The 26,152-nt window shown below is 71.2% G+C and carries 29 protein-coding genes and 2 tRNA genes; 15 read left to right on the top strand and 16 right to left on the bottom strand.

The genetic code is table 11. The features are described from left to right. Positions 1–22: 22 nt before the first annotated feature. Positions 23–676 (bottom strand): HAD family hydrolase, encoded by a 654-nt coding sequence (locus tag HHX31_RS10695; RefSeq protein WP_169947712.1) that lies wholly within the window; start codon positions 674–676, stop codon positions 23–25. Between the two features lie 152 nt (positions 677–828). Between HHX31_RS10695 and HHX31_RS10690 the strand changes: the two genes are divergently transcribed. Then, a complete protein-coding gene (locus HHX31_RS10690) occupies positions 829–1,620 on the top strand; it encodes a class II aldolase/adducin family protein (RefSeq protein ID WP_169947710.1) in 792 nt (263 codons plus the stop codon). 41 nt (positions 1,621–1,661) lie between these two features. Here HHX31_RS10690 and HHX31_RS10685 read toward each other — a convergent pair whose 3' ends face one another. Beyond that, a complete protein-coding gene (locus HHX31_RS10685; protein WP_169947708.1) occupies positions 1,662–3,014 on the bottom strand; it encodes a DUF2786 domain-containing protein in 1,353 nt (450 codons plus the stop codon). Between the two features lie 345 nt (positions 3,015–3,359). Here HHX31_RS10685 and HHX31_RS10680 point away from each other — a divergent pair, with 345 nt between their 5' ends. Next, the gene (locus HHX31_RS10680) at positions 3,360–3,560 is read left to right on the top strand and encodes a hypothetical protein (RefSeq protein ID WP_169947706.1); all 201 of its coding nucleotides are present in this window, start codon (positions 3,360–3,362) and stop codon (positions 3,558–3,560) included. A 433-nt stretch (positions 3,561–3,993) separates the two neighbouring features. Here HHX31_RS10680 and HHX31_RS10675 read toward each other — a convergent pair. Next, positions 3,994–4,070: transfer RNA gene (locus HHX31_RS10675), tRNA-Lys, on the bottom strand. A 161-nt stretch (positions 4,071–4,231) separates the two neighbouring features. Between HHX31_RS10675 and HHX31_RS10670 the strand changes: the two genes are divergently transcribed. Next, positions 4,232–4,594, top strand: coding sequence for a PRC-barrel domain-containing protein (locus tag HHX31_RS10670; RefSeq protein WP_169947704.1), 363 nt, complete (start codon positions 4,232–4,234; stop codon positions 4,592–4,594). 77 nt (positions 4,595–4,671) lie between these two features. Here HHX31_RS10670 and HHX31_RS10665 read toward each other — a convergent pair whose 3' ends face one another. Then, a complete protein-coding gene (locus HHX31_RS10665) occupies positions 4,672–5,268 on the bottom strand; it encodes a nucleotidyltransferase family protein (protein ID WP_169947702.1) in 597 nt (198 codons plus the stop codon). 55 nt (positions 5,269–5,323) lie between these two features. Here HHX31_RS10665 and HHX31_RS10660 point away from each other — a divergent pair, with 55 nt between their 5' ends. After that, positions 5,324–5,824, top strand: a complete 501-nt coding sequence (locus HHX31_RS10660; RefSeq protein ID WP_169947700.1) for a DUF1360 domain-containing protein — start codon at positions 5,324–5,326, stop codon at positions 5,822–5,824. An 85-nt stretch (positions 5,825–5,909) separates the two neighbouring features. Then, positions 5,910–6,413 (top strand): DUF6328 family protein, encoded by a 504-nt coding sequence (locus HHX31_RS10655; RefSeq protein WP_169947698.1) that lies wholly within the window; start codon positions 5,910–5,912, stop codon positions 6,411–6,413. A gap of 49 nt (positions 6,414–6,462) precedes the next feature. On the opposite strand, the gene HHX31_RS10650 is transcribed toward HHX31_RS10655, so the two are convergent. Continuing rightward, complete coding sequence (locus HHX31_RS10650) at positions 6,463–7,425, bottom strand: TIGR03557 family F420-dependent LLM class oxidoreductase (protein WP_169947696.1); 963 nt, start codon at positions 7,423–7,425, stop codon at positions 6,463–6,465. A gap of 120 nt (positions 7,426–7,545) precedes the next feature. Here HHX31_RS10650 and HHX31_RS10645 point away from each other — a divergent pair, with 120 nt between their 5' ends. After that, positions 7,546–7,695, top strand: a complete 150-nt coding sequence (locus tag HHX31_RS10645; protein WP_169947694.1) for a GPGG-motif small membrane protein — start codon at positions 7,546–7,548, stop codon at positions 7,693–7,695. Positions 7,696–7,888: 193 nt separating this feature from the next. On the opposite strand, the gene HHX31_RS10640 is transcribed toward HHX31_RS10645, so the two are convergent. Together HHX31_RS10640 and HHX31_RS10635 are read right to left on the bottom strand one after the other, a co-directional pair. Further along, entirely contained in the window at positions 7,889–8,617 is a 729-nt protein-coding gene (locus HHX31_RS10640) for a metallophosphoesterase (protein ID WP_311931726.1), read from the bottom strand. Beyond that, positions 8,614–8,859 (bottom strand): BON domain-containing protein, encoded by a 246-nt coding sequence (locus HHX31_RS10635; RefSeq protein WP_169947692.1) that lies wholly within the window; start codon positions 8,857–8,859, stop codon positions 8,614–8,616. The genes HHX31_RS10640 and HHX31_RS10635 overlap by 4 nt, the downstream gene beginning before the upstream one ends. Before the next feature lie 560 nt (positions 8,860–9,419). Between HHX31_RS10635 and HHX31_RS10630 the strand changes: the two genes are divergently transcribed. Next, a complete protein-coding gene (locus tag HHX31_RS10630) occupies positions 9,420–10,628 on the top strand; it encodes a glycosyltransferase (protein ID WP_169947690.1) in 1,209 nt (402 codons plus the stop codon). Positions 10,629–10,653: 25 nt separating this feature from the next. Then, complete coding sequence (locus tag HHX31_RS10625; RefSeq protein ID WP_169947688.1) at positions 10,654–11,577, top strand: glycosyltransferase family 9 protein; 924 nt, start codon at positions 10,654–10,656, stop codon at positions 11,575–11,577. Here the strand turns inward: HHX31_RS10625 and HHX31_RS10620 are convergent. Together HHX31_RS10620 and HHX31_RS10615 are read right to left on the bottom strand one after the other, a co-directional pair. Then, positions 11,537–12,649 carry a DNA topoisomerase IB gene (locus HHX31_RS10620; RefSeq protein WP_169947687.1) on the bottom strand — a complete coding sequence of 371 codons (1,113 nt, stop codon included), beginning with the start codon at positions 12,647–12,649 and terminating at the stop codon, positions 11,537–11,539. The two genes, HHX31_RS10625 and HHX31_RS10620, sit on opposite strands and share 41 nt — an antisense overlap. Continuing rightward, a complete protein-coding gene (locus HHX31_RS10615; protein WP_169947684.1) occupies positions 12,646–13,695 on the bottom strand; it encodes a glycosyltransferase family 9 protein in 1,050 nt (349 codons plus the stop codon). Before HHX31_RS10615 ends, HHX31_RS10620 begins: the two co-directional genes overlap by 4 nt. A 186-nt stretch (positions 13,696–13,881) precedes the next feature. Between HHX31_RS10615 and rfaE2 the strand changes: the two genes are divergently transcribed. The 4 genes from rfaE2 to HHX31_RS10595 all read left to right on the top strand — a co-directional run bounded on the left by rfaE2 (position 13,882) and on the right by HHX31_RS10595 (position 18,489). Then, the gene (rfaE2, locus tag HHX31_RS10610; protein ID WP_169947682.1) at positions 13,882–15,327 is read left to right on the top strand and encodes a D-glycero-beta-D-manno-heptose 1-phosphate adenylyltransferase; all 1,446 of its coding nucleotides are present in this window, start codon (positions 13,882–13,884) and stop codon (positions 15,325–15,327) included. Positions 15,328–15,337: 10 nt separating this feature from the next. Next, positions 15,338–15,586 carry a hypothetical protein gene (locus tag HHX31_RS10605; RefSeq protein WP_169947680.1) on the top strand — a complete coding sequence of 83 codons (249 nt, stop codon included), beginning with the start codon at positions 15,338–15,340 and terminating at the stop codon, positions 15,584–15,586. 10 nt (positions 15,587–15,596) lie between these two features. Continuing rightward, a complete protein-coding gene (locus tag HHX31_RS10600) occupies positions 15,597–16,589 on the top strand; it encodes an SDR family oxidoreductase (protein ID WP_169948308.1) in 993 nt (330 codons plus the stop codon). A gap of 73 nt (positions 16,590–16,662) precedes the next feature. Beyond that, positions 16,663–18,489: a transketolase gene (locus tag HHX31_RS10595; RefSeq protein WP_169947678.1), complete on the top strand. Its 1,827-nt coding sequence runs from the start codon at positions 16,663–16,665 to the stop codon at positions 18,487–18,489. A gap of 129 nt (positions 18,490–18,618) precedes the next feature. Here the strand turns inward: HHX31_RS10595 and HHX31_RS10590 are convergent, their stop codons facing one another. Beyond that, the gene (locus HHX31_RS10590; protein WP_169947676.1) at positions 18,619–19,011 is read right to left on the bottom strand and encodes a ChaB family protein; all 393 of its coding nucleotides are present in this window, start codon (positions 19,009–19,011) and stop codon (positions 18,619–18,621) included. A gap of 62 nt (positions 19,012–19,073) precedes the next feature. Continuing rightward, positions 19,074–19,337, bottom strand: a complete 264-nt coding sequence (locus HHX31_RS10585) for a DUF6458 family protein (protein WP_169947674.1) — start codon at positions 19,335–19,337, stop codon at positions 19,074–19,076. An 85-nt stretch (positions 19,338–19,422) separates the two neighbouring features. Between HHX31_RS10585 and HHX31_RS10580 the strand changes: the two genes are divergently transcribed. After that, positions 19,423–19,944, top strand: a complete 522-nt coding sequence (locus tag HHX31_RS10580) for a shikimate kinase (RefSeq protein WP_211589553.1) — start codon at positions 19,423–19,425, stop codon at positions 19,942–19,944. 14 nt (positions 19,945–19,958) lie between these two features. Here the strand turns inward: HHX31_RS10580 and HHX31_RS10575 are convergent, their stop codons facing one another. Both HHX31_RS10575 and HHX31_RS10570 read right to left on the bottom strand, forming a co-directional pair. Next, positions 19,959–20,429, bottom strand: a complete 471-nt coding sequence (locus HHX31_RS10575; protein ID WP_169947672.1) for an ATP-binding protein — start codon at positions 20,427–20,429, stop codon at positions 19,959–19,961. Between the two features lie 514 nt (positions 20,430–20,943). Then, positions 20,944–21,180: a hypothetical protein gene (locus HHX31_RS10570; protein ID WP_169947670.1), complete on the bottom strand. Its 237-nt coding sequence runs from the start codon at positions 21,178–21,180 to the stop codon at positions 20,944–20,946. 358 nt (positions 21,181–21,538) lie between these two features. On the opposite strand from HHX31_RS10570, the gene HHX31_RS10565 reads away from it, so the two are divergent. Beyond that, a complete protein-coding gene (locus HHX31_RS10565) occupies positions 21,539–22,714 on the top strand; it encodes a cytochrome P450 (RefSeq protein ID WP_169947668.1) in 1,176 nt (391 codons plus the stop codon). 18 nt (positions 22,715–22,732) lie between these two features. On the opposite strand, the gene nhaA is transcribed toward HHX31_RS10565, so the two are convergent. Continuing rightward, positions 22,733–24,133 (bottom strand): Na+/H+ antiporter NhaA, encoded by a 1,401-nt coding sequence (gene nhaA / locus HHX31_RS10560; RefSeq protein WP_169947666.1) that lies wholly within the window; start codon positions 24,131–24,133, stop codon positions 22,733–22,735. Positions 24,134–24,329: 196 nt separating this feature from the next. On the opposite strand from nhaA, the gene HHX31_RS10555 reads away from it, so the two are divergent. Continuing rightward, on the top strand, positions 24,330–24,818 hold the full coding sequence (locus HHX31_RS10555; protein ID WP_169947664.1) for a GNAT family N-acetyltransferase: 489 nt from the start codon (positions 24,330–24,332) through the stop codon (positions 24,816–24,818). A gap of 44 nt (positions 24,819–24,862) precedes the next feature. Here the strand turns inward: HHX31_RS10555 and HHX31_RS10550 are convergent. Both HHX31_RS10550 and HHX31_RS10545 read right to left on the bottom strand, forming a co-directional pair. Further along, positions 24,863–24,936: transfer RNA gene (locus tag HHX31_RS10550), tRNA-Lys, on the bottom strand. A 66-nt stretch (positions 24,937–25,002) separates the two neighbouring features. Continuing rightward, a complete protein-coding gene (locus tag HHX31_RS10545; RefSeq protein WP_169947662.1) occupies positions 25,003–25,602 on the bottom strand; it encodes a hypothetical protein in 600 nt (199 codons plus the stop codon). Between the last annotated feature and the right edge of the window lie 550 nt (positions 25,603–26,152).

Raw genomic sequence — 26,152 nt, 5'->3', positions numbered from 1 at the left:
TCCTGGTGGCGCCCCGGCATGGTCAATCGCCGTTGTGCTTGCGGACGAGCGCGGGGATCTCGGCCAGCGAGTCCACATGGAACAGGCAGGCCCGCGCCGCCGCCTCGTCGTGGAGGATGTGGCCCCACGGGCCCCGCCGTACGAGCGCGGTGCGCAGCCCGGACCTCTGCGCGGGCCGGATGTCGTTGTCGAGGCGGTCGCCCACGTAGAGGACGGAGCTCGCCGGGCAGCCGGCCTCCGCCACCAGCCGGGCGAAGAAGGACGTGTCCGGCTTCTCCACGCCCCAGCCGTCGGAGGTGCCGATCACGTCCACCGGCAGGTCCAGGGCGCGCAGGATGGCCTCGGCGCGGGCGGTCTGGTTGCCCGCGAGGCCGACGCGCAGCCCCAGCTCCCGCAGCTCGGCCAGGCAGGGCCGGGCGTCGGGGTAGAGGTCCTCTTCTCCGAACGTCTCCGCCTGTCCTTCCCTGGCCCGGCGTTCCCGCTCGGCGTGGAGGTCGAAACCGGGGCGGAAGTGCTGGAAGGTGTCCCGATAGTCGCCGCCGCGCGCGATCACGGCGCCGAAAACGGCGGAGAAGGTGTGCCGGGGGACGCCCAGCCAGTCCGCCCAGGTGCCGTACTCGCGGGTCTCGTCCACCAGGGTCTCTCCGACGTCGAAGAAGACGGCCTCCAGCCGCATCGGTACCTCCCGTCGCTCACGCTGCATGCACCTTACGCGGATCCGGTCCGTCCCCACCGCCCTATCGGGCAGGGCCGAAGCCGCCAGTGGACAGGGGGCGCGGGCGGAGGACAGGCTTGTGGGGTACGCGTAACGAGCCCTGGGGAGTCGCGATGAGCCTGTCAGACCTGCGGCCCGTGCCCGCCGACCAGCTCGCCTTCCGGCTGCCGCCGGCCTTCGCCACCGTGGAGGAGGAGCGGCGCCACCGCAAGGAGCGGCTCGCGGCGGCGCTGCGCCTGTTCGGGAGGTTCGGCTTCGAGGAGGGCGTGGCCGGCCACATCACGGCCCGGGACCCGGAGCACACCGACCACTTCTGGGTGAACCCGTTCGGCATGTCGTTCAAGCAGATCAAGGTCAGCGACCTGATCCTGGTCAACCACGAGGGCCAAGTGGTGGAGGGTCGCCACCACGTCAATCAGGCGGCGTTCGCCATCCACTCGATGGTCCACCAGGCCAGGCCCGACGTGGTCGCCGCCGCCCACTCCCACTCGGTGTACGGCAAGGCGTTGTCGGCGCTGGGGACGCTGCTCGAACCGCTGACCCAGGACGCGTGCGCGTTCTACGAGGACCACTCCCTGTTCGACGACTACACCGGAGTGGTCGTGGAGACCGAGGAGGGCCGCCGCATCGCGGGGGCGCTGGGCTCGCACAAGGCGGTCATCCTGCGCAACCACGGGCTGTTGACCGTCGGCGACAGCGTGGAGGCGGCGGCCTGGTGGTTCATCACGATGGAGCGCAGTTGCCAGGCGCAGCTCGCGGCCAAGGCCGCCGGGCCGACGGTGCCCATCTCGCACGAGAACGCCAAGCTCACGCACGGCCAGATCGGCAACGACCTCGTCGGCTGGATCAACTTCCAGCCCCTGCTGGACCAGATCCTCGCCTCCGACCCCGATCTCCTGAACTGACCGCGTCTGCGGCCGTCGTGTAGCGCCTGGGCCCGGCGTCGTCAGCGGTCGAGCCGGGATCCTGCTCCTCCCTGGGCGATCTTGGGGCGTACGTCCAGGACGGCATGGTCGGCGGCGGCCCGGCCGGAGATCCAGCCCTCCCGGTTGCTGATCGCTCCCGCGCCGACCATGGTCAGGGTCGGGAAGAGCTCCTCGACCCTCGCCTCGACCGCGGCCTCCCTGGCCGCCAGCACCGGCAGCAGATCGCGCCCGGTCTCGGCGGCGGCCTCGCGCACCGCCTGTCCCGCCGCCTCCGCCAGCCGCTCGCCGATGCGCTGCGCGTACGCCGCGAGGAACGACTGCCGGAACGACCGCGTGCGGGAACGGCCGAATGCGTCACGGCGGGCCCCCGCGAGCCTCATCGCCGTCGTGGCCTGCACCAGCAGGGAGGTGAACAGCACCTCCACCGCGGCCAGGTCGGCGGGGAACCCGAGCACGGTGGCGAACCCGAAGTGCCGGCTCCACACCGAGCGGCAGCGGTTGGCCGAGGCGACCACGTCAAGCAGCATCGCCTTCGGGCCCTCGTAGGGCGCGTCGACGCCCAGCCTGCGTCCCTCAGGCCGCCCGGCCTCGCCCTCGCCGGCCGTTCCGGCGGCCAGCAGCGCGGCGTCGATGCTGTGCCGGGCCATCAGCGACTGGGCCGCGGCGGTGAACGTCTCGGCCTCCGCCTCGAACTCGGTCGACTCGGCTTTGGCCAGCAGCGCTCGCACCCGGGCGAGCATCCGTTCGTCCACGGCGCGGCCCCGGGATCCGGCCGCGCGGCGGGCCGTCCCGGGCACCGGGCACAGCCGTTCCAGCCGCGGCAGCGTGGCCAGCAGACGGATCACCCGCAACGCGCGGGCGACCATCCCGATCCGGTCGCCGTCCTCGCGGAGGTACTCCTCCTCGCGGCTCCACCACACCGTCGCGCCGATCGCCGCGAGCTGGTCCAGCCAGCGGTCATCGACCGTCGCCGCCGCGTAGGCCCGCATCTCCGCCGCGACAGCGTCGGTCACGAGGCGGACGTGCCCCGCCTCCAGCCGCCGGCCCGCCAGGCGGACGACGTCGGCGGGCTGCCAGCCTCGCTGCCACGCGAGTGCCACGTTCCGGTTCAGGGCGTCCAGCAGGGCCCGGTCCACGAGGTCGCGCAGCCCCTGGCCCTGGGCGAGGACCCGCACGCATCGCCGGAACTCGGTCTCGTCACCTCGGCGCCCCGCCTCCAGCGCCGCCTGCAGCAACTCGGCCACCAGGTCCTCGGCCGCACGGCCCGGAGACCGCGACGACCAGGGAAAACTCCAGTCCGCGTCGCCCGGCGGCCCGAGGCCCCGCCGCGTGTCCTCCCGGTCTCCGGCTCCTCGCCGGTTCGCCCCCGCCATCCGCTCGCCCTCCCCTGGTCGGCGTCCCTCCGGGGGCTCTCGTCGGCCGCCCGGTCAGGTCGTGCGAGCGATTCTGTCAGGCCCCGCCACCGGCATCGGGACGTTATCCACAGGCACACTCAGGCGGCGGTGACAGTTCGCCGGGCCAAGGGGCTACGGGACGCTGACGTGCGGGGGCATGCCGCCCGCCGGAGACAGGCCGTAACGTGCCACTGCTGTGCGCGTGATATTCCCCTCCGGGCATTTACACGGAGGAATCGGGCAGATTAAATCTTTATTTCCAGAGACTTGGTGATCTGTGTCACTTTGGTGTGGTACCTGAATCGTGCGAGGAAGTGGTGCCCGATGGTGTTCTCGCTGCTGAAGCGGATGGCCGTCGCTCTCGGCCAGGGGTTCGTACGGCTCGGACGCTACTGGGCCGCCCAGTTCGGCATCGCGGGCATGCCGGGCTGGGACCCCAACACGACCCACCGCACGCATGAGCAGGAGGAGACCGAGCACTGGGACTGGTCGATCCCCTATCACTGGTACGAGACCTCCCGCTGACGTCACCCCTACTCCACGACGCCCGACGCCCCGGACCAGCCCACCCTCCCCGTGATCTTGTAGTTAGTCGCACGTAGGCCCGTGACCTGCGAGGAGACCCTCCGTGATCTTGCACGCAATGGACCCGCAGTCACGTGAGCAGCACGAACGCCATTTGTGATCTTGCACTTCGACGGGAAGTGCAAGATCACGAACCATGTTTTCCCTGGCACGGCCGCCCTGGCCTCAATCGCTGCAAGATCACGAAGGGCGGAACCGCAGCTCACTCGCCGTTGGTGCGACAAACTACAAGATCACGACGGGAGAGGTGAGGTGGGCTGATTGCCGCGGCGTCTCTGCGTGGACGCGGGCCTCACCCTTCGCGTCCTCCAGGTACGGCTTCTCCAGCCAATGCCGAAGGCCCAGGTCCGCCGGGCAGACCTGGGCCTTCACGTGGTGCGCCGCCAGGGACTCGAACCCCGGACCCGCTGATTAAGAGTCAGCTGCTCTAACCAACTGAGCTAGCGGCGCCCGCGACACAAGAGTAGCGGCATCCGGAAGTGCTCCGCGCCATGGCGCGGCCGGTCCCACCCGACCGGCGGGTGGTCAGACGATGCCCTGCCCTTACGTGTCCGGGATGTTCCCCTGTTTCCCTTCGGGTACGGAGAGTGACGACGAAGGGAGTGAGCACCATGACACCTGATCTCTGGTCGTACTCCGAAACCGTGAGCGGCACCGGACAGCAGATGGACATCGCCGGTTACGACGTCCAGGCCGTGGACGGGAAGATCGGCTCCGTTGACGAGGCCACCTACGAGGCGGGCCAGAGCTACATCGTCGTGGACACGGGACCATGGATCTTCGGGAAGAAGGTCTTGCTGCCCGCGAGTGTGGTGACGAGGATCGACTTCCAGGATCGCAAGATCTTCGTCAGCCGCACCAAACAGGAGATCAAGAACGCGCCTGAGTTCCACGAGGAGGCGATGGGCGAGCCGGGCTACCGGGATCGCGTCGGGGAGTACTACGGGCGTTTCCCCCGCACTTCGTCCATGTGATGGCGGAAGGGGCCGCGCGGCCGGTGGCCGCGTGGCCCCTTCCTTCCCGCGTAGGGGACTTGCGTCCTGACCCTTCTTCACGGCCAGGTGCTGTCGTCACCAGGTGTCGTAGGGGCGATGATGTTCAGCCGTTCCAGGAGTGTGACGAACGTCGAGGCGTACGGCGACGGCGCGACGACCGAGGCGACCCTGTCCCAGTCGACCTGCTCCCGCATGGCGCGGACCATGGGCAGCAGGGAGCCGTAGTCGCAGGCGTGCTCTGACAGCGGCAGTATCCAGGAGATCACCAGGTCGGTGGCTTCGAGGACGGGCAGGCTCAGCGCGGCGGTGTTGATTGGCTCGGCGCGGGCGATCATCGCCTCCGTCACGGGCCTGTCGGCCAGCGAGAAGATCAGGTCGACGAGCACGCCCTCCTCGTCGAACGCCTTGACCAGCCAGTCCTCCGGTGGTTTCGCGGTCCGGAAACCCAGGCCCTCCAGGGTTTTCAGCGCGAGCGGGACGTCGTCCTCGACGAGGGCGAAGTCGACGTCGTGCAGTGATGGCGCGGCGCCCCTCGCGTAGCCGGCGCAGCCTCCGGCCAGGGCGAAGCGCACCCCGGCTTCCTTGAGACCGGCCCCGGCGCGCTTGAGCGTTTCAAGAATCGCGTCGGTGACTTCGTGACTGTGACTACCCACTCACGTCGCTTGCCCAGCCATGTTCGGCGCAAACTATCCCGGGTAGAGCGCGCTCATGACCGAGACCCTCCAGGAGATCAAACGCGAGTACGAGGGTGACGAGAGCCGTCCGCTCGCCTCGTACACACGGGTTCTCGCGGTGTACGGCGGGGCCGTTGGGGCGCTGCTGGCCGCGGCGAAGCTGACGGGCCGCACGGGCCCCGAGAAGATCAAGGTGATGGACCTCGCGCTCATGGGGCTGTTTACGCACCGGCTCTCGCGCACTCTCGCGAAGGACGCGGTCACCAGCCCCATCCGCGCCCCCTTCACGCGGTACGAAGGCGTTTCCGGCCCCGCGGAGCTCAAGGAGGAGGTCCGCGGCCACGGGGTGCGGCATGCCATGGGCGAGCTGCTGACCTGCCCGTTCTGCCTGTCCCAGTGGATCGCCACGGGATACGCGGCGGGCACCGTGTTCTTCCCCAGGGCGACCCGGCTGGCCGGGGCCACCATGGCGGCCGTGGCGATCTCCGACTGGCTCCAGCTCGCGTACGCGCGCCTGATGAAGGCCGCACGATGAGCGAGCGCACGAGTGGGCGCCCCGCAACGGCGCTGTTAGGTGCGCGTCCCGCCGACTCCGGGCCGCCGCCGGGCGAGGAGGAAGCGTGAGCGAGGTGCTGGAGCCGCTGGAGAACACCGACGAGCATCCGAAGGAGCGCGTCGACCGCGAGCTCGGCGAGCTGCTGCAGGGCCTGAGGGTGGCGGCGACGGGCGTGCAGGTGCTGTTCGCGTTCCTGCTGACGCTTCCCTTCTCCGCCGGCTTCGGGAAGATCGACGCCACCGGGGACTGGCTGTTCTACTCCGCGGTCGTGACCGCGGCGGTCGCGTCGATCTGCCTGATCGCCCCGGCGACTCAGCACAGGATCCTGTTCCGGTCCGGTCTCAAGGAGCTGCTGCTGCGCCGGGCCAACCGGCTTGGCGTGGTCGGCGGACTGGCCCTGGCGGTGTCCATGTCCTGCTCCACCGCCCTGGTCGTCGACGCGCTGGCCGGTGTCTGGCAGACGGCGCTGATCTGGGCGTTCGTGGCGCTGTTGTCCGGCTGGCTCTGGTTCGTCCAGCCGCTCCTGTCGCTGCGCCGGGTCAGGAACAACAGCGACGACGACGGCTGAAAACCCCTGGCGGAGGGCGCGGCTCACATGGTCGCGCCCTCCGTCGCGGTCAGGCCGTCTCCCGCAGGCGCGGCAGGATCCGCGTCGCGTAGAACTCGAAGAAGCCGTCCTGGTCCGGGCCGATCTGGTTGACGTAGACCTCGTCGAAACCGGCGTCCACGTACGCGCGGATCGCGCCGAGGTGCGCCTCGGGCGAGGGCCCGCAGGGCGTCGACCCGGTGGCGGCCTCCTCCGTGACGAGCTGGGAGAGCTGCTCGAAGTGCCGGGGCAGCGGCAGGAGCTGCGCGGCCTCGCCGGGGATCCCCTGGTTGGGCCACAGCCGGTGGACGGTCCTGCGCGCCTCGGCCTCGTCCTCCGACCAGCACACCTTCAGCCCGGCCGCGCACGGCTTGCCCTCGCCGCCCGCCTTGTGGAACGCCTCCACCATGTCGGCGGCGGGCGCGGTGTGGATGTACCCGTCGCCGATCCGGCCCGCGAGCTCGACGGACTTGGGCCCGAAGCCGGAGATGTAGATCGGCGGAGGTTCGGCGGGCAGTGAGTACAGCCGCGCGGTGTCCACCTCGTAGAACTCGCCCTGGTACGTCACCAGCTCGCCGGTCCACAGCTCCCTGATGACGTCGACGGCCTCCTCCAGCATGCGTCTGCGCTCTTCGGCCGGGGGCCACTGGTCGCCCAGGATGTGCTCGTTCAACGCCTCTCCGGTGCCGATCCCGAGCCTGAACCTGCCGTCCAGCAGGATCTGGGCGGTCGCCGCGGCCTGGGCGATGATCGCGGGGTGGATCCGGATGAGGGGGCAGGTGACGGCGGTGGTCACCGGCAGCGACGTGGCCTGTGAGACGGCCCCGATGACGGACCACACGAACGAGCTCTCGCCCTGCTCGTCCAGCCACGGGTGATAGTGGTCCGAGATCCACAACGCTTCGAAGCCGGCCTCCTCGGCGAGTTTCGCCTGGCGGACCAGCTCCTTCGGATCATGTTCCTCACTGGATAGGAAATAACCGAAAGTGGTCATACATCCCCACATGCCCGGTTATTGTCAAGCAAACGTAACGATGGGGACTTCTGGCGCAAAATCGAGGGGCGCCAGCCCTGAATGATGTTACGAGACCCTTTGTACGGGCAGTGGAGGGCCATGGCTACTCTGCTTTGGATCATCGCCGTGGTACTGGTCATCGCCGGGATCTACGTGATCCTGGCCCGTCGGGACATCCTCTGGGGGATCGTCCTCATCGTCATCGGATTCCTCGTCGGCCCCGGTGGCGTCAGCATCTTCAATCCCTAGGTCGTGTCTGACAGATCACGGCCCTGCCACGCGTGGCCCGGCGGCGCCCCGGTCCACGCGGGCGAAGGGCGGCATTTGTCAGACACGCCCTGGCGTACTACACCTCGACAACGCGTACATCTCGTCAACTCTGTTCGTGGACACGGAGACGGCGGCCGGCCACATGGCCGGCCGCCGTCTCACGGCCAGACGCTCAGCAGTCGTCCCCGTTCAGGCAGTAGACGGTGTACGCGTGCTTGATGACCGGGAGTGCGACGTTGCGTACCCGGATTCCACCGGGAGTCACGCCCTTTTCCGTGCCCGCGTGCGCGTGGCCGTGGATGAAGAGGTCCGCCCCCTCCGCGTCGGCCGCCTCCGCGAGCATGTAGCTGCCGAGGAACGGATAGATCTCCGGCGGCTCGCCCATGAGCGTGTCCTTGACCGGTGAGTAATGGCTCAGCACGATCTTGTGGTCGGCGTCCAGGTCCTTGAGCGCCCGCCGCCACCGCTCGGCGATCTCCTTGGTGTGCCGGACGAACGCCTTGGTCTCCGGCTCGCCGAACTCGCTCGCGCACTTCCCGGCGAAGCCGCCCCCGAAGCCCTTGCCCCCGGCGATCCCGAGCCGTACGCCGTCGACGGAGACGACCGCGCCCTCGTCGTCGAGGACGACGATGCCGGCGTCACGGAGGAGGTCGATGATCTCCTGGTCGTGGTCGGAGTGGTAGTCGTGGTTGCCGAGCACCGCGACGACGGGGATGGGCAGGCCGCTCAGCTCCTCGGCGACCACCCGGCCCTCAGAGATCGTGCCGTGCCTGGTCAGGTCGCCTCCCACCAGCAGCACGTCCGCCCGGCGCTCGATGCCCTCGATCTTCTTGCGATAGTGACCGCGCAGGTCCTCGCCCAGATGGATGTCGGCGACGGCGGCGATCCGCAACTCCCTCACAGATGCTCCTCCTCTCCCGCCTCCCGCACCTCCACCAGGGTGGTCTCGTTGTGCACTCTCAGGCCCGGAGCCGCCTCCCGGGCGACGTTCTCGATCTGGCGCCGCCGCTCGTCACAGGAGACCTGCCCGCGCAGGTAGACCTCTTCTCCTCGCACATCCACCCGAATGCCCAGCTCGGTGGTCCGTTCGTCCTCCGCGAGAGCCCGCTGCACGCGGGCCGCGACATAGTGCGGCGTCTCCATCTCTTCCCCTCGTGTCCCCCTCGGTTCCGTCATGGCTAGCGCTGCCCGGCCCTACCCGGGCGAAACCAGTGGTTTGACGGGCGCGAGGATGGATATGGGTATTGATATTCCCGGTGCCTAAGACGCAGGTACCTCCTTGGCGTGAGCATGCCGTGACGGAGGAGCGTCTTGGGAATCTGCGACCGGCCTTCACCCCGCCCCGCACGGAGCGACACCCCCGGCGGCGCCACCGCTGAACCCCTCTCTCCGGCGGGAGCCCACTCTTCCGGCCCCCGTGTCGCATCCCTCTCCGTTCACCGCCGCATCGCCCGCGGACCGCGCGCCACCGCCCTCCCGGGCCGCGCGACCACCCGCCGCCATACGCCCGCCACGGCCCGCCATGCGTACGCCGCCGTCGTCGCGGGCCGTTCCGCCCCAGGAAGCCGCCGCCGCGTCCGCGCCGGCGGCTTCCGCGTACGGCGACCGGCCGCCGCCCTCGGCCCGGTCGCCGGACCTGCTCACCTGGACTCCCTGACCCCCGAGCCGGGTACCCGCCACTGCCGCTCATGGAGGAACCCCCAGTGAAGATCGCCATGGTCTCGGAGCACGCCAGCCCGCTCGCCACCCTCGGCGGTGTCGACGCAGGCGGCCAGAACGTGCACGTCGCCGCCCTCGCCGCGGAGCTCGCGAGGGCCGGGCACGAGGTCACCGTCTACACCCGCAAGGACCGCGCCGACCTGCCGGAAACCGTGTCCTTCGGCCCCGGCGTGGACGTCGTCCACGTGCCCGCGGGCCCCGCCTCCGAGATCCCCAAGGACGAGATCCTTCCCTGGATCCCCCGGTTCGGTGAGTGGCTGCACGACAGGTGGCTGTTCGACCGGCCCGACATCGTGCACAGCCACTTCTGGATGAGCGGCCTGGCCGCGCTCGACGCCGCGGAGAGGCTGCGGATCCCGGTCGTGCACACCTTCCACGCGCTCGGCAGCGTCAAGCGGCGGCACCAGGGCCCGGCCGACACCAGCCCGCGCCGGCGGCTCGATGCCGAGGCCTCCATCGGACGGCGCGCCGACCACGTCATCGCGACCTGCACCGACGAGGTCGACGAGCTGATCCGCATGCGGGTGCCGCGGCGCGCGACCCGGGTGGTCCCCTGTGGCGTGGACGTCACGGCCTTCCACCCCCACGTCGCGCCGCTGGAGCGGCCGGACCGGCCTCGTCTGCTGTCGGTCGGCAGGCTCGTGCCGCGCAAGGGCCTGGAGACGACCATCATGGCGCTGCAGTACCTGCGGGACGCCGAGCTCGTCGTGGCGGGCGGTCCCCCCGCGACCGAGCTGCACCACGACCCCGAGGTCACCCGGCTGCGCTGGCTCGCCGCCCAGGCCGGCGTCGGCGACCGGGTCCGCTTCCTCGGCAGGGTCGGGCGCGACACGCTGCCCGGGCTGATGCGCTCGGCCACCGCCGTCGTCTCCGTGCCGTGGTACGAGCCGTTCGGCATGGTGGCGCTGGAGGCGATGGCCTGCGGCGTGCCCGTCGTCGCCTCCGCCGTCGGCGGGCAGAAGGAGACCGTCGTCAACAACGTGACGGGCCTCCTCGTGCCGCCCCGCAAGCCCGCTGTGCTGGCCAAGGCGCTGCGCAAGCTGCTCGACGACCGGGTGCGGCGCACCGCGTACGGCATCGCGGGGGCCGACCGGGCCCGCGCACGCTACGGCTGGAGCCGCATCGCCGCCGAGACCCTGGCCACGTACGACCGGGTGCTGTCCACCCGCCAGCTCGAAAGGAGCGCCTCGTGATCCTGGCGACCCCCGGAGTGAACCCATGACGTCGACGGCCCTCGTGCTGCGCTCCGACGGCATCGGGGGCCTGCTCACCGTGGTGCCCGCGCTGCGCGCGCTGCGCAGGCACGGGCTGCGCGTCGTGCTCGCCTGCCCGCCGGAGCTGAGCGAGCTCGCCGCCCTCACCGGCGCGGTGGACCGGATCCTGCCCGCTCACGGGCTCGCGCCGCTGTCGTGGCCCGGGCCCGGCGAGGAGGACGCCGCCCATCCGCCGCTCCTGCCCGAGCTCGCCGTCAACCTGCACGGCCAGGGGCCGCGCAGCCACCGCGTCCTGCTGGATCTGCGGCACCAGGGCGACGGGATCAGACGCCTGTGGGCGTACGCGAACCCGGACGTCCCATGGATCAGGGGGCCGTGGTGGGACCCGGGCGAGCACGAGGTGCTGCGGTGGTGCCGGCTGCTCCAGTGGCACGGCGTGCCGGCCGACCCGGACGACATGGCGCTGCCCACTCCGCTGACCGCGAGCCCCGCGCCGGGGGCCATAGTGATCCACCCGGGCACGGGCGGCGCCTCGTTGCGCTGGCCGGCCGACCGGTTCGCCGAGGTGGCCCGGGTGCTGACCGACGAGGGCCTGCCCGTCGTGATCACCGGCAGCAGGCGGGAACGCCCGATGGCCCTGCTCGTGGCCACCCGGGCCGTGCTGCCGCCGCAGATCGTGCTCGCGGGCCGCACCTCGCTGCGTGAGCTGTGCGCGCTGGTCGCCGGGGCCCGGCTGGTCATCAGCGGCGACGTCGCGATGACCAGGCTCGCCGGGGCCTACCGGACGCCCTCGGTGCTGGTGTCCACGGCCGGCGGCCGCCACCCGATCCTGCACGAGGCGGACGCTTCCGACCACCTGGGCGCCGTGGTTCCGGCCGCCCAGGTGGTCAGCGCCGCCGTGCGGATGCTCGGCGCAGTAGCTCGATGACGGCCTCCTCGACCGGCCCGTGGGTGGCGAGCCCGCCCTCTCCGGTCTCCTCGCCCAGCCGTTCGAGGGGGATCGTCCGCCCCTGCTCGTACAACTCGACGATGCGGGGGTCCACGTAGGAGGCGCGGCACACCGCGGGCGTGTTGCCGAGGTACTCCGACACCTCCTTCATGACCCTGGAGACCGCCCGCTTTCGCCCCGCGCCGCCGCGTACGGGGCGGGAGACGGCGAGCCCGACCGCGGCCAGGACCGTGGCGTGCCAGGTGCGGAAGTCCTTGGCGGAGACGTCGGTGCCGAACGCCTCCTTCAGGTAGGCGTTGATGTCGGCGCTGCGCACGTCCACCCAGCCCTCCTCCGAGCGGTAGCGCAGCAACTCGCCCCTGCGTCCCTTCGACAGCGCCGTCAGCACCTCGCACACGTCGGCGTCGGCCAGCACCTGCTCCCGCTCCTTGCGGCCCTTGGCCAGGTAGCGGCACACGACCTCGCCGTCGCCGCACTTCACGTGCGACGTCTTCAGCGTGGCGAGGCCGTAGGAGTCGGTGTACTCCTCGCCTCCCACCCGGAAGAAGCCGATGTCGAGCATGCGCGCGGCGGTGGCCAGCACACGCTCGCGGCTCAGTTCGCCGCCGCGCAGGTCGCGGGCGACCCGCTCGCGGAACCCGGGGAGCCGCCGCGCGATCTCCAGCACGTGGTCGAACTTGGCCTCGTCCTGCTGCCTGCGCCATTCGTCGTGGTAGCGGTACTGCCGCCGGCCTGCGGTGTCGGTGCCCACGGCCTGGAGGTGACCGTTCGGGTCGGCGCAGATCCACACGCCGGTCCACGCCGGGGGGATCGCGAGCGACCTGATCCGGCGCAGCGCGGCCCGGTCCTTCACGGGCCGGCCGGAGGCCCAGGTGTAGGTGAACCCGCGCCCGCGCCGACGGCGCCGGATGCCCGGCTCGCCCGGGTCGCTCGGCCGCAGTTCGACGGGCGGCGTCTCGAAGACCTTCGCCTTGTCCGCCGCGGCCTTGTCCGCCGCTGTCTTGTCGGCCGCTGTCCTCCGCGTGCCGCGCCGCTCCGCCACGGAGCTCATCGCAGCAGGTCCCACGCCTGTTCGAGCACGTCGTCCACGCTCACGTCGCCCACCCACGAGACGTCGCGGTGGCCGCACTCCCGCATGCCCTCCGTGCCGGCGGGCAGCCCGCAGACCGGGCAGCCCGACGTCCAGGAGATCAGCGGCCGCTGGTGGCCCCTGCTCAGCGGACCCCAGTTGATCATGTTTCCGCACCAGTAGACGCCGACGGTGGGGGTGCCGGTCGCCGCCGCCAGGTGACGCGGCCCGGTGTCGTTGGAGACGAGCAGGTCGCACGCGGCGTACAACGCGGTGAGCCCGCCGAGCGACAACTCTCCGACGACGGCCCTCGCCGGGGTCTGCATCTGCGCGACGACCTTCTCCACGACCTCCCGCTCCTCCTCGACGCCGGTCACCACCACCGGTCGTCCGAGCCGGTCGGCGACCTCCGCGAAGCGCTCCGGAGGCCATCTCCTGCGCCGGTCCCCCGCGCCCGGGTGGATCGCGACCAGGCCCCTCGGCACCTTGCCGAGCGTGCGGTTCAGCTCGGCCCAGTCCTCCCTGACGACGGCGACCCTCGGCTCGATCTCGCTGGTCGCGGCGCCGAGCAGCCCGGCCACCTCCAGGTAGCGCAGCGTCTCGTGCTGGTAGTGGACGTACGGCACCCAGCGGTCGAGCGGCGGGGCGTCGGGGGCGCGCAGGCCGGCCGTCACCCGCGCCCCCAGCCTTCTGATGAACGGGTTGGAGTTGCGCCCGCCCCCGTGCATCTGGACGGCCAGGTCGAACCTGCGCTCACGCAGGTCCTCGTACAGCTCCTCGGGGGCGGCGGTGCCGTCCGGCGGTGAGGAGACGCCGGAGATGGGCGGCAGCGCCACCACCTCGTCCACCGGGCCCGGACGGCCCCGCAGGAACCGCGCGTGCCACTCACGGCCGAGCAGGGTGATCTTCGCGGCGGGGTACGCCCGTCTGAGCGCCCCGATGGCGGGCAGGGCCAGCAGCAGGTCGCCGAGCGCGTTGGCCCTCAGCACGGCGATCCGCTCGACTCCCTCGACGAGCAGCGCGCTCATGCCACCCGCCTCGTCCCCTCGTGCATCGGACACCCCCATTCGCCCGGACCGCCGGCGGACCCCGGCGGTGCGCTCGTGCGGAGCGACGTCTGATCCCGGCTACCCGGACGCGACCGCTCCAAACCGGCCTGCCGGGTCCGCCGTGCCTGTTGTTTCCCCTGCGTCCGCCGGGGTAGCCGCCGAGGTATGACGGAAGAGACGCTCAACCGTTTCGGTGAAGTCACGGCCGTCGTCGTCGGGGACGTGATGCTCGACTCGTGGCTGCGGGGCCACACCAGGCGCATGGCCCAGGAGGCCCCGGTGCCGGTGGTGACCGTCGAGCAGATCGAGGACCAGCCGGGCGGCGCCGCCAACACGGCCGTGAACCTGGCCGCCCTCGGCGCACGCGTCCACATGGTGGGGGTCACCGGCGCCGACCCCGCGGGGGCGACGCTCAACGCGACCCTGGGACGGCTCGACATCGAGGGCCTGGTCATCGTGCGCAGCTGGCGGACCCCGGTCAAGCGCCGGGTGCTGACCGACGGCCAGATCGTGGCGCGCTACGACGAGGAGGACGAGGCGCCGCTGCCCGAGGCGGCCGAGCGCGAACTCGTCGAGCAGATCGTCCGCCTCGCGGCGGACGCGGACGTCATCGTCGCCTGCGACTACGGCGGCGGCGTCTGCACACCGGCCATCCGCCGGGTGCTGTGCGACCTCAGCGTCGACCGTGCCCGGGGTTCGCGCGGCGCGCCGCTCCTCGTGGTGGACGCCCACGACGTCGCGGCCTGGCGGGAGTGCCGGCCCACGGCCGTGCTGCCCAACTACGGCGAGGTACGGCGGCTGCTCGGCGAGGCGGACGAGCACGACAGGGTCGCGTTCCTGTCCGCGCGCTCGGACGACCTCGTCGAGTCCACCGGCGCCGATCTCGTCGTCACCACGCTCGACGGCGAGGGCACCCTGCTGCACCGGCGGGGCAGGCCGCCGCACCGCACGTACGCGGTCCCCGCGCCCGACACGATGAGCATCGGCGCGGGCGACACCTTCACCGCGGCGTTCGCGCTCGCCCTGGCCGCCGGGGCGGAGCCCGAGCGCGCCGCCGACATCGGCCAGGCCGCGGCGAGCGTGGTGGTCCGCCGCCAGGGGACTGCCGCCTGCTCCCACGAGGACCTGCTGCGGGCGCTGGGGCCCGACACCGCGCTGTCGCCGGAGCGGCTCGCCGCGTGCCTGGAGCGCGACCGGGCGGAGGGCAAGCGGATCGTCTTCACCAACGGCTGCTTCGACGTGCTGCACCGCGGCCACGTCGCCTGCCTGGAGGAGGCCGCCCGGCTCGGCGGCGTGCTGGTCGTCGCGGTCAACGGCGACGACAGCGTGGCCAGGCTCAAGGGGCCGCAGCGCCCGATCAACCGCTGCGAGGACCGGGTCGCGGTGCTCGCGGCGCTGGGCTGCGTGGACTACATCACCGTCTTCGACGAGGACAGCCCGGCCGAGCTGCTGCGGCTCGTCCGGCCGGACGTGTACGTCAAGGGCGGCGACTACCACCCCGACCTGCTGCCGGAGGCGGATCTGGTCAGGGAACTGGGCGGGGAGGTGCGGGTGCTCGGATACGTCCCCGACCGCTCCACCACGGCGATAGTGAATCGGATTCGAGGGTAGGGGAGGCCCCATGACCGAAGAACAACGCTCGCCGACGGGCAAGCCGATGGTCGAGGCGACCCCGATGGACGTCATCCACATCCGCATCGGATCGTTCGCCCTGGTGTTCTGCTTCGCCGTCCTGGTGCTCTCCCTCGTCGGCCGCATCTGGGTGCTGACCGGGATCATCGTGCTGATCATGGCCGCCATCGGGCTCTACATGCTGGGCGCCGTACGGAGACAGAAGAGGCTGGGCGGCGGGCCGCGATCGAGAGGATGACGAGGTGAGCCTGAAGGACAAGGTCGTCGTCGTGACCGGCGCGAGCGGCGGGGTGGGCCGCGCCGTGGTCCGGCTGCTCGGGGCGGAGGGCGCGAAGGTCGCCCTCGTCGCCCGGGGCGAGGCGGGCCTCGCCGGCGCCGCCGTGGACGTCGGGGCCGAGGGCGGCACGGGGAAGACGTTCGCCGCTGACGTCTCCGACTACGACCAGGTCCGCCGGGCCGCCCAGCGGGCGGAGGCCGAGCTCGGCCCGATCGACGTGTGGATCAACATCGCGTTCACGACGGTGTTCGCGCCGTTCCTTGAGATCACCCCGGAGGAGTACGAGCGCGAGACGAAGGTGACCTACCTCGGCTACGTGTGGGGCACCCGGGTGGCCCTGGAGATGATGAGGCCCCGCGACAAGGGCGCCATCGTCCAGGCGGGGTCGGCCCTCGCCTACCGGTCGATCCCGCTGCAGTCGGCGTACTGCGGCGCCAAGCACGCGATCGCCGGGTTCACCGAGTCGGTGCGGACCGAACTGCTCGCCGAGGACTCCGGCGTGAAGATCACGATCGTGCAGTTACCGGCGCTGAACACCCCGCAGTTCGACTGGGGGCTCAACCGGATGCGCCGGCACGCGCAGCCGGTCCCGCCGATCTACGAGCCGGAGGTGGCCGCCCGCGCGCTCGTCTACGCCGCCGAGCACCCGGAGCGCAAGGAGTACTGGGTCGGCGGGATGACCGCGGCCACGATCTTGGGCCAGCGGACGGTGCCCGCGCTGCTCGACCGCTATCTCGCGCGGACCGGGGTACGGTCGCAGCTCACCCGCGACATGGCGCCGACCGGGGTGTCCAACCTGTGGAAGCCCGCGGACGAGGACAAGGACTACGGCGCGCACGGCGCCTTCGACCGCCGGTCGCACGGCCGCAGCCTGCAGTTGTGGATGTCGCAGCACCGCCGTCTGGTCACCGCCGCCGGCATCGGGCTCGCCGCCGTCGCCGGTCTCGGCCTGCGCCGCCGCTGACGGGATCACCGATATATCGCGGTACGCCCCTTTTACTGCGATATGAAGTGACTTACCGGGGTAGTCGAGGGCGATGGACGAGCTTGACTACAGGTTCCTCTGCGAACTCGCCGCCCAGCTCAGGGTGGACTCGGTGCGGGCCGCCGCGGCCGCCGGATCGGGACATCCCACGTCCTCGATGTCGGCGGCCGAGCTGATGGCCGTGCTGCTCGCGCGTCATCTCCGCGTGGACGTCGGCGACCCCGCCAACCCGGCCAACGACCATCTGATCTTCTCCAAGGGCCATGCCTCCCCCCTGCTGTACGCGATGCTCAAGGCGGCGGGGATCGTCACCGACGAGGAGTTGCTCACCTTCCGCAGGCGCGGCAGCCGTCTGGAGGGCCATCCCACCCCTGAGGTGCCGTTCGTAGACGTCGCCACGGGCTCGCTGGGCTTCGGTCTGCCGGTCGGGGTGGGGCTCGCGCTGACCGCGCGCAGGCTCGACCGCCTGCCGTACCACGTCTGGGTGCTGTGCGGCGACAGCGAACTCGCCGAGGGGTCGATGTGGGAGGCGTTCGAGCACGCCGGGCACGAAGGGCTGAACAACCTCACGGCGATCATCGACGTGAACCGGCTCGGCCAGCACGGCCCCACCCGGCACGGCTGGGACCTCGGCGCGTACGCGGCCAGGCTCGGCGCCTTCGGCTGGCACACCATCGAGATCGACGGCCACGACCCCGGCCAGATCGACTACGCGCTCGCCGACGCAAGGACCACCCGGCGCCGCCCGACGGCGATCATCGCAAGGACGTGCAAGGGCCGCGGCGTGTCCGCCGTGGAGAACCGCGAAGGCAAGCACGGCAAGCCGCTCGACGACGCCGAGCAGGCGCTCGTCGAGATGGGCGGGCCCCGCGCCGTCACCGTCCAGGTCAGCCCGCCCGACGCCCCCGCCGTGCCGTACCGGTACGCGAACGGCGGGCTCGACCTGCCGAAGTACGCGCTGGGCGACCGGGTGGCCACCCGGTCCGCCTTCGGCGAGGCGCTGGCCGCGCTCGGCACGGCCCGCGGCGACGTCGTCGCGCTCGACGGCGAGGTGGCCGACTCGACGAAGCTGGAGGCGTTCGCCAAGGCGCATCCGGAGCGGTTCTTCGAGTGCTACATCGCCGAGCAGCAGATGGTCGCCGCCGCCGTCGGCATGGGCGCCCGCGGCTGGATCCCCTACGCCGCGACGTTCGCCGCCTTCTTCACCAGGGCGTACGACTTCGTCAGGATGGCGGCGGTGAGCCGGGCCGGGATCTGCCTGGTGGGGTCGCACGGCGGGGTGTCGATCGGCGAGGACGGGCCCTCGCAGATGGGCCTGGAGGACCTCGCGGCGTTCCGCGCCGTGCACGGCAGCACGGTGCTCTACCCCTGCGACGCCAACCAGACGGCCCGGCTGGTCACCGACATGGCGGACATGGAGGGCGTCCGCTACATGCGGACGACGCGGGGCGAGACGCCGGTGATCTACGGTCCCGACGAGGAGTTCCCCGTGGGCGGCTGCAAGATCCTGCGCACCGGCGGCCAGGCGACCGTCGTGGCGGCGGGCGTGACCGTGCACGAGGCCCTGGCGGCGGCCGACCTACTCGCCGGGGACGGCGTCTCCGTCACCGTGATCGACGCCTACTCGATCAAGCCGCTCGACTCCCCGGAACTGGTCGAGATGGCCGAGACGACCGGCAAGGTGGTCACGGTCGAGGACCACTGGCCGGAGGGCGGCCTGGGCGACGCCGTGCTCTCCGCGCTGGCCGGCTCGGCGGTGCGGGTGCGCAAGCTGGGCGTGTCGGGAATGCCCGGCAGCGCGACCGCGCAGGAGCAGTTGGAGGACGCGGGCATCGACAGGAACGCGATCCGCGAGGCCGTCCTGTCCCTGCTCCGCTGAATGGCTCCGCTGAACGGATTTCGCCGGACCGATTCCGCCGGACGGGATTCGTCCGGCGGAGTCCGCCGGGGACGGACAGAGCCGCCGGCCGCCCGATGCGGGCGGCCGGCGGCCGGCGGGTGAGGTGGCTCAGCGAGCCTTGGCGGTGGCCTTGCGGTTGGCCTTCTTGATGGCGTCCACGAGCTCGTCCTTGGTCATCTTGGACCGGCCGGGGATGCCGAGGCGGCTCGCGACCTCGTAGAGATGGTGCTTGGAGGCGTTCGCGTCGACGCCCTCGGCCGTCTTGCCCTGCTTGGGCGTGCTCTTCCTCGCCTGCTCGTCCGACGGCCCGCGCCCCTCCTTCTTCTCCCAGTGGTCGCCCACCTTCTCGTACGAGTGCTTGAGCGCGGCAAACGCCGTGCGGTGGGCCCGCTCACCCTCGCCGTACGTCTCGACGGCGGAGTCGTGGGCCTTGATCCAGGTCTCCTGGGCCTCCTTGGGCGAGCGCTCCAGGGTCGAGGGCAGTTCCTTGCGTCCTGGCATGGTCGGTGCCTCCCTTCGGACCGTCGGAAGTCGGCGCGGGGGTCAGCGGGGGTCAGCGGGGGTCAGATGGGGTCGCTGTAGCGCTGCTCCTCGTACACCTGCTGGCGGTGCGTCGCGGCCGGCGTGCCCATGGGGGCGGCGGTGGTGACGGTGGTCCTGCGGCGGGCCGTCGTCAGGCGCCAGATGCCGAAGAGCAGTCCGGCCAGACCGCCCACCATGAGGATCACGCCGATCACCTGGATGTCGAGACCCACGATGGTGAAGTCGACCGCCCAGGTGAGGATGGCCCCCAGCATGATGAGGATGATGCTTCCGGCGATGGTCATGGCTTCCTCCTTCGCCTTGTGCACTATCCCTCACACGGATTCCAAACGTCGCATGCCGGTGTCCGCATAGGGCACGATGCGAATCATGACCGATATCCCCATTGTGGTGATGGGCCTCATGGGCGCGGGGAAGAGCACCGTCGCCCGGCTCCTCGCCGACGCGCTCGGCCGTCCCATGCGCGACAGCGACGCCGATCTCCAGGCGAGGTACGGCACGACCGCCGCGGCGATGGCCGACGAGGTCGGCGCCGACGAACTGCACGCGCGCGAGGCGCTGGTGCTGCGGGACGCGCTGGCGGACCGGCCCGCCCCGGTAATCGCGGCCGCCGCCAGCACGGTCGAGGACCCGGAGACGCTCCGCGCGCTGGCTCCCGCCTTCGTGGTGTTCCTCGACGGCCCGCCCGAGGTGCTCGCCGAGCGGATGAAGTCGAGTGCGCACCGCCCGCACTTCAAGCCCGACCTGGTGCGAATGCTGACCGAGATGCGCGACCTGCGACTGCCGGGGTTCCGTGAGGTGGCGGACATCACCGTGGACCCCTCCACGCGAGGGCCCGAGGAGATCGCGGACGTCGTGCTCGCCCGCCTCGACGGCGCGAAGGCCTCCTGAGACGACGGGACGGATCAGCCGACCGCGATGCGGGACTGGTGCGGGACGACGGGCAGCAGAGACGGGCTGCCCGCTCCGGCGAGGAACCACACGGTCTTGCCGCCCCGGCCGCCCGCGCTCGCCACCCCCCAGTCGTCGGCGAGTTCGTCCACGATGAGCAGGCCGCGTCCGCCGATGGAGTCGATGTCCGCCTCACGCTGGTGCGGCACGCCCTCCCCCTGGTCGAACACCTCGCCGTACACCCAGGTGCCGTTGCTGCCCAGCCGGAGGGTGAAGACGTTGCCGCCGTGCCGTACGACGTTGGACGCGAGTTCGCTCACGATCAGCGAGCAGTCGTCGACCAGTTCGTCGAGGCCCCATCGGCACAGCTCGCGACGTACGAGAGCGCGCGCCTCCGCCACGCTCGCGCCGACGGCGGGCAGGAGGCATTCGGCGGTCCAGACGGGGGCCGGGTCAACCGGCGCCGTACCGAAAGGGAGAGTCACGCGCGCCTCCTTAGGCTCATGGGAGCGCTCCCACAGCTCAAAATACGGCACGCGACGTAGTCGTGTGAATTCGAAGAAACAAGATTGTTTCCGGTCGATGCCCGATCCGAGACCGAAGACGGCGCAGAAGACCCCGCGACGCCACTGCTCGCACTCGCGTGTGCGCACGTCAGCGGTGACCCGCCCGGCGCGAGCGGCCGCTCCCCCGCGCTCCGGGACGTCCAGGTCCGGGCGTCGCGGCCATGAAATTAGCTGAAATTCAGCCCGCCACCGCCTGCCGATGCGGCTGGACCGAATCGCGTACTCCGTACCGCGGACGCACACGGCGGCCCTCCGCGCATCTTCTCGTGTGCTTTCGCCCTTTTCTCACCCCGCCCGCGACGGCGGCGGGCGCGCGGCTCGCAGCAGAGCCCACCGCTGGGCCGTCCGGCGGACGGCCCGCCGACCCCTGCCGGGCGTCCGCCGGGCGCGCCTCGCGGGTGTGGGCCCGGCGGATCCGGCCAGGCGCCGGACGTCACGAAGAGAGCGGCTGGCCCCTCAGCCCCTCCTGCGCGGTGAGCAGCGCGCGCAACTCCTCCGCGCTCTCCCCGCACGCGGTCATGATCAGGCCCCGGTCCATGTCGATCCTGGACAACGACCTGATCAGCCGGGTCGCGTACCAGCGGCCGGCGTCGCTCCGCCAGATCGACCAGCGACCGGCGTACTCGCTGCTCAGTTGTCTCCAGACAGCGTCCTCGGCTGAGAACCGCACCCGCCACCACCTCCAGGCTCTGTGCCGGGCGACAACGATGTGCTCATCCGGACACGATTGGTAGTGAAATGCGGTCTCCCCCTTCACCCGGCGACGCCACCCCGGCCCCGGCGAAGATCTCCCGCTGGATGCGGTGACTTCACCACGACTTGAGTTCCGTTCCTCCCGTACCACCCGTGTCATGCCGGGGCACGGAACGACGGTGGTGTTCGCGGGCGGGCACAGCCGCCGCGTCTCGGTCCCGGCGTGCGGCAAACGTCTCGTCTGCGGTCACACCGGACATGGTCTTACTCACTTGCCGGACATCGAGTCAGGAGAGAGATTCGGAAGGGTCCACACAGCGAAGGGAAGGTCACCCATGCCCGGACTCCCACGTCTGCCTTTCGACCGGCCGGACATCCTGGAGCCCTCTCCGCGCCTGGGCGAGCTGCGGAGCAGAGCGCCGATCGCCAGGGTCACGACCGCGACGGGCGACGAGGCGTGGCTGGTCACGGGATACGAGGAGATACGGCAGGTGTTCGGCGACACAAGGTTCGGCCGCTCCCACCCCGACCCCCCGAGCGCGGCCCGACTGTCCGACAACGCCGTGATGGGCGGCCCGACCGGCCAGTACGCCACGGAGCTGTCCGTCCACACCGAGATGCGGCGTCTGCTCTCCCCCGCCTTCTCGGCCCGGCGCATGCGGAGCCTGGCGGACCGGGTCGAAGCGCTGACCGCGCGCCTGCTCGACCGGCTCGCCGAGCAGGGCCCGCCCGCCGACCTGCACGCCGGCCTGTCGCTCCCGCTGCCGATCCAGGTGATCTGCGAGCTCCTCGGCGTGCCGTACGAGGACAGGGACAGGTTCCGGGCCATGGCCGAGGGGATGACCGACCTCCGCGACCCCGAGCGGTCCGCCACCGCCCAGATGGAGATGAACACCTACACCTACGAGATCGTGAAGGCGAAGCGGGAGGACCCCGGCGAGGACGTCTACTCCGACCTGGCGAACGCCACCCTGCAGGAGGACGACGTCGCCAGGATCGCGGGCGGCCTGCTGTTCGCGGGCCACGAGACCACCGTGAACCAGATCGACCACGGCGTGCTGTTGTTCCTGCGCGATCCCGTCCAGCGCGACGCGCTGCGGAGCGACCCCTCACTCGTGGACGGCGCGGTCGAGGAGATCATGCGGGTCGCCTCGCCGAGCGAGCACGGGCTGGTGCGTTACGCGCACGAGGACGTCGAGATCGCCGGCGTGCTGATCAGGGCGGGCGAGCTGCTCATTCTGTCCACCCCGGCGGCCAACAGGGACGAGCGCGTCTACCCCGACCCCGACAGCTTCGACGTCAGGCGGCGCCATCCGCAGCCGCACGTCGGGTTCGGCCACGGGCCCCACCACTGTCTCGGGGCGTCCCTGGCAAGGATCGAGCTGCGCGCGGTCTTCGGCTCTCTGTTCACGCGCTTCCCCGCCCTCGCGCTCGCCGTACCGTACGAGCAGCTCAGGGCGCGCCCCGACAGCCTGGCCGGAGGGTTCGACACGCTGCCCGTCACGTGGTGAGGGACCACGGGCGCGATGTCACCCGCCGTGGGAGGAGCGGTCGCCGGTGGGCACGGCCCCGTCTTGGCCAAAACCGTCTTGGCCGGGCCCGTCCAGGCCGGGACCATCCTGGCCAGGAGCGTCCAGGCCGGGAGCGTCCAGGCCGGGACCTTCTTCGCCGGGACCGTCCGCCTCCGCGTCGGCTAGCCGCCGGTACGCGCGGTCGCGCAGCCGCAGCACCACCGTCGCCAGCAGCGCCGCGACCAGTGAGCCGGTCAGCACCGCCAGCTTGACCTGCGCGTCGCGCGGCGTCCCCGCCCCGAACGCCAGCTCACCGATGAGCAGGGACACCGTGAACCCGATGCCGGAGAGGATCGCCAGCCCGCCGACGTCCACCCACGTCAGACCTTCGTCGATATCGGCGCGGGTGAAACGCGCGGTGAGCCAGGTGGCCGCCATGATTCCCAGCGGCTTGCCCATGACGAGCCCGGCGATGACGCCCATCGGCACCGGTTCTGTGAGCATCTTCGTCAGCCCGCCCAGCCCGCCGAGCGGCACGCCGGCGGACAGGAGCGCGAACAGCGGCACGGCCACCCCGGCCGAGATCGGGCGGAACCGGTGCTCGAAGTGCTCGGCGAGCCCCGGCCCGGCCTGCGGGCCGCCCGCCTTCTCACTCCGCAGGACGGGCACGGCGAAACCGAGCAGCACGCCGGCCACCGTGGCGTGCACCCCGGAGGCGTGGACCAGCCCCCAGGTCAGGCCGGCCAGCGGGAGCAGCAGCCACCACGAGCGCACCCGCCGCTGCACCAGCAGGGTGAAGACGCCGAGCGGCGCCAGCGCCGCCAGCAGCGGCAGCACCGACAGGTGCGACGTGTAGAAGACCGCGATGATCATGATTGCCAGCAGGTCGTCCACGACCGCCAGGGTGAGCAGGAAGGTGCGCAGCGCGGCGGGCAGGCTGCGCCCCACCACGGCGAGCACCGCCAGCGCGAACGCGATGTCGGTGGCCGTCGGGGTCGCCCATCCCCGCATCTCGCCGTCCGGGAGCGTGTTGACCAGCAGGTAGAGCAGTGCCGGGACGATCACGCCGCCGACGGCCGCCGCGACGGGGACGACGGCCCGCCGGGGGTCGCGCAGGTCTCCAGCCACGAACTCGCGCTTCAGTTCAAGGCCGGCGACGAAGAAGAAGATCGCCAGCAGGCCGTCCGAGGCCCACTGGGCGAGACTGAGGTCCAGGTGCCACCCCGCAGGGCCGACCGTCACGGACCGCAGCCCCTCGTACGCGTCGGACCAGGGCGAGTTGGCCCAGACGAGGGCCGCGACGGCGGCGATCAGGAGCAGCCCGCCGCCGATCGTCTCCTTGCGGAGGATGTCGGCGATGCGGCGGGTCTCGGCCCGGGATCCGGGTCCGAGGAGGTAGAGACGGCGGGGTGAGGCCATGGGCGCTCCGATTCCTGGTTCGGCGAGGACGATCGCCGACCAGACTTCCCGGCACTCCGCGTCCATCTTACGGCCCGGCCGTCCGCGCCCTTCCGCCGGTGCCGTCGCGAGGCCTTCGGCCGGTGCCGTCGCGAGGCCGGGAGCGGGCGTCCTAGAGTGCCTGACAGTCCCGCCGAGCCGATGGATGAGCGAACAGATGAGAATCGTCGAAGACGACCTGTCCGGCCCGCAGATCGCCGAGTTCCTCCGGGAGCACGTCCGCGAGATGCGGTCGATCACCCCTTTGGAGAGCAAGCACGCCCTCGACCTCGACGGCCTGCGCGGGCCCGAGATCAGGTTCTGGTCGGTGATGGACGGCGCCGCCGTCGTGGGCTGTGGTGCGATCAAGAGGCTGGACGCCGAGCACGCCGAACTGAAGTCGATGCGGACCGCCCCGGCGCGCAAACGCGGCGGGGTCGCCTCCCTGCTGCTGCGGCACATCCTCACCGAGGCGGAGCGGATGGGCTTCGCCCGCCTGAGTCTGGAGACCGGCTCCGCCGAATTCTTCCTGCCCGCCAGAAGGCTGTACGAGAAGTTCGGGTTCGACTACTGCGAGCCCTTCGCCGATTACCGGCCCGACCCCAACAGCGTGTTCATGACCAGGCTCGTGCGTGGGTGGAGCGCCACGGAGACGACCGGCCGATAACGCGAAGGCCCAGACCGGTCGTCCCGGTCTGGGCCTTCTTCGTGTGCGCCGCCAGGGACTCGAACCCCGGACCCGCTGATTAAGAGTCAGCTGCTCTAACCAACTGAGCTAGCGGCGCCTGCGATGTCGCAACATTAGCAGTCCCGCGGATGTCGCGCACATCGCCACGTGATCGTTTCCCGGCTCAGCTCCGCCAGGCGCCGCTGGAGAACGGCATCGGCTCGCCGCGCAGGCCAGGCCCGGGGCCCCACTTGGTCACGACGTACTGGATCGGGATGTGGCCGAGCTCGCCGCTGACGGTCAGCGTGTTCTCGTTCCACTCCGTGCCGGTCAGCTCGGCGAAGGTCTTGCCGTCGATGTCCAGCATGATTCCGCTGTCCGACGGGACGCCCGGGCCCCGGTCGCCGATGAAGAACTTGGCCTTCCTGCCGTTGTAGAAGACGTAGCCCTCGGTGCCGAGCGGCCAGCTCGGGCTGGCGAACATGCCCTTCTGCATCGGCTTGCCGCTGGCCGGCAGGCCCGTGTCGCCCTGGCGGCCCGAGGAGTCGTCCCAGAAGTACGAGCCGGTGGTGCTGCCCTGGAGCAGGACCTCCTCGTGCATGGGGAGGGCGAAGGCGAGATCGCGCGCCGGAGCGGCGGCGGAGACGTTGGCGGCCTCTGCGACCGGCTGCTCGACGGGCGCGGGGGCGGCGGCCACGAGGGACGCGGTGACGACCGCCGCACCGGCGAGCGTCGCCACTGCGGTGAGGCGTCGGTTGCCACGCAGGTCAAACAGAGTCTTCATCAGGGCTGGGGATCTTTCGTGAGACGACAGTGGATGGCCATGCGTCATCTAGGGATCTGCGTGCGGCAGACCGCGAAGACTGGCCACGTGTCCGGGGACCGAGAGGTCGTTCCACCCGGAGGCGTGTGCGCGGAAGCTATGGCGATCGGCCGGAAGGCCGTCGTGAGTCAGACGTGTGATCCGATTCGCCTTGGCTCGGAGGTCGGTGTGGGGTCACCCACGGCGATCTCCTCTCCAAGTCCTTGCCAGCCACCGGTCGGCGGCAAATTGGACACTACAGGACGAGTCAGGACACAGCAAAGCTAACGTCGCATAACGCCTATAAGATCTACCGAAGTCCCCGTTTCCCCCAAGACAGACTGTTGCGGACCCCCATGCCCGCGTCGACGCCGACGGCCCGCGACCGGCCACCTGACCCGCCTACGGCAAAGCCGTGGGGCAGTAGGACAAGAAACGACAAAGGAAACCACCGGGAATGGCGTCGGACGGCAGTCCGCCGTAAAAGCGCCGCCGACCCATGAGGCGAAAACGCGGGATCGACGAACGTAAA

The organism is Microbispora sp. H11081 (assembly GCF_012999535.1).
GTDB lineage: Bacteria > Actinomycetota > Actinomycetes > Streptosporangiales > Streptosporangiaceae > Microbispora.
This window is presented reverse-complemented; position numbering and strand designations above follow the sequence as displayed.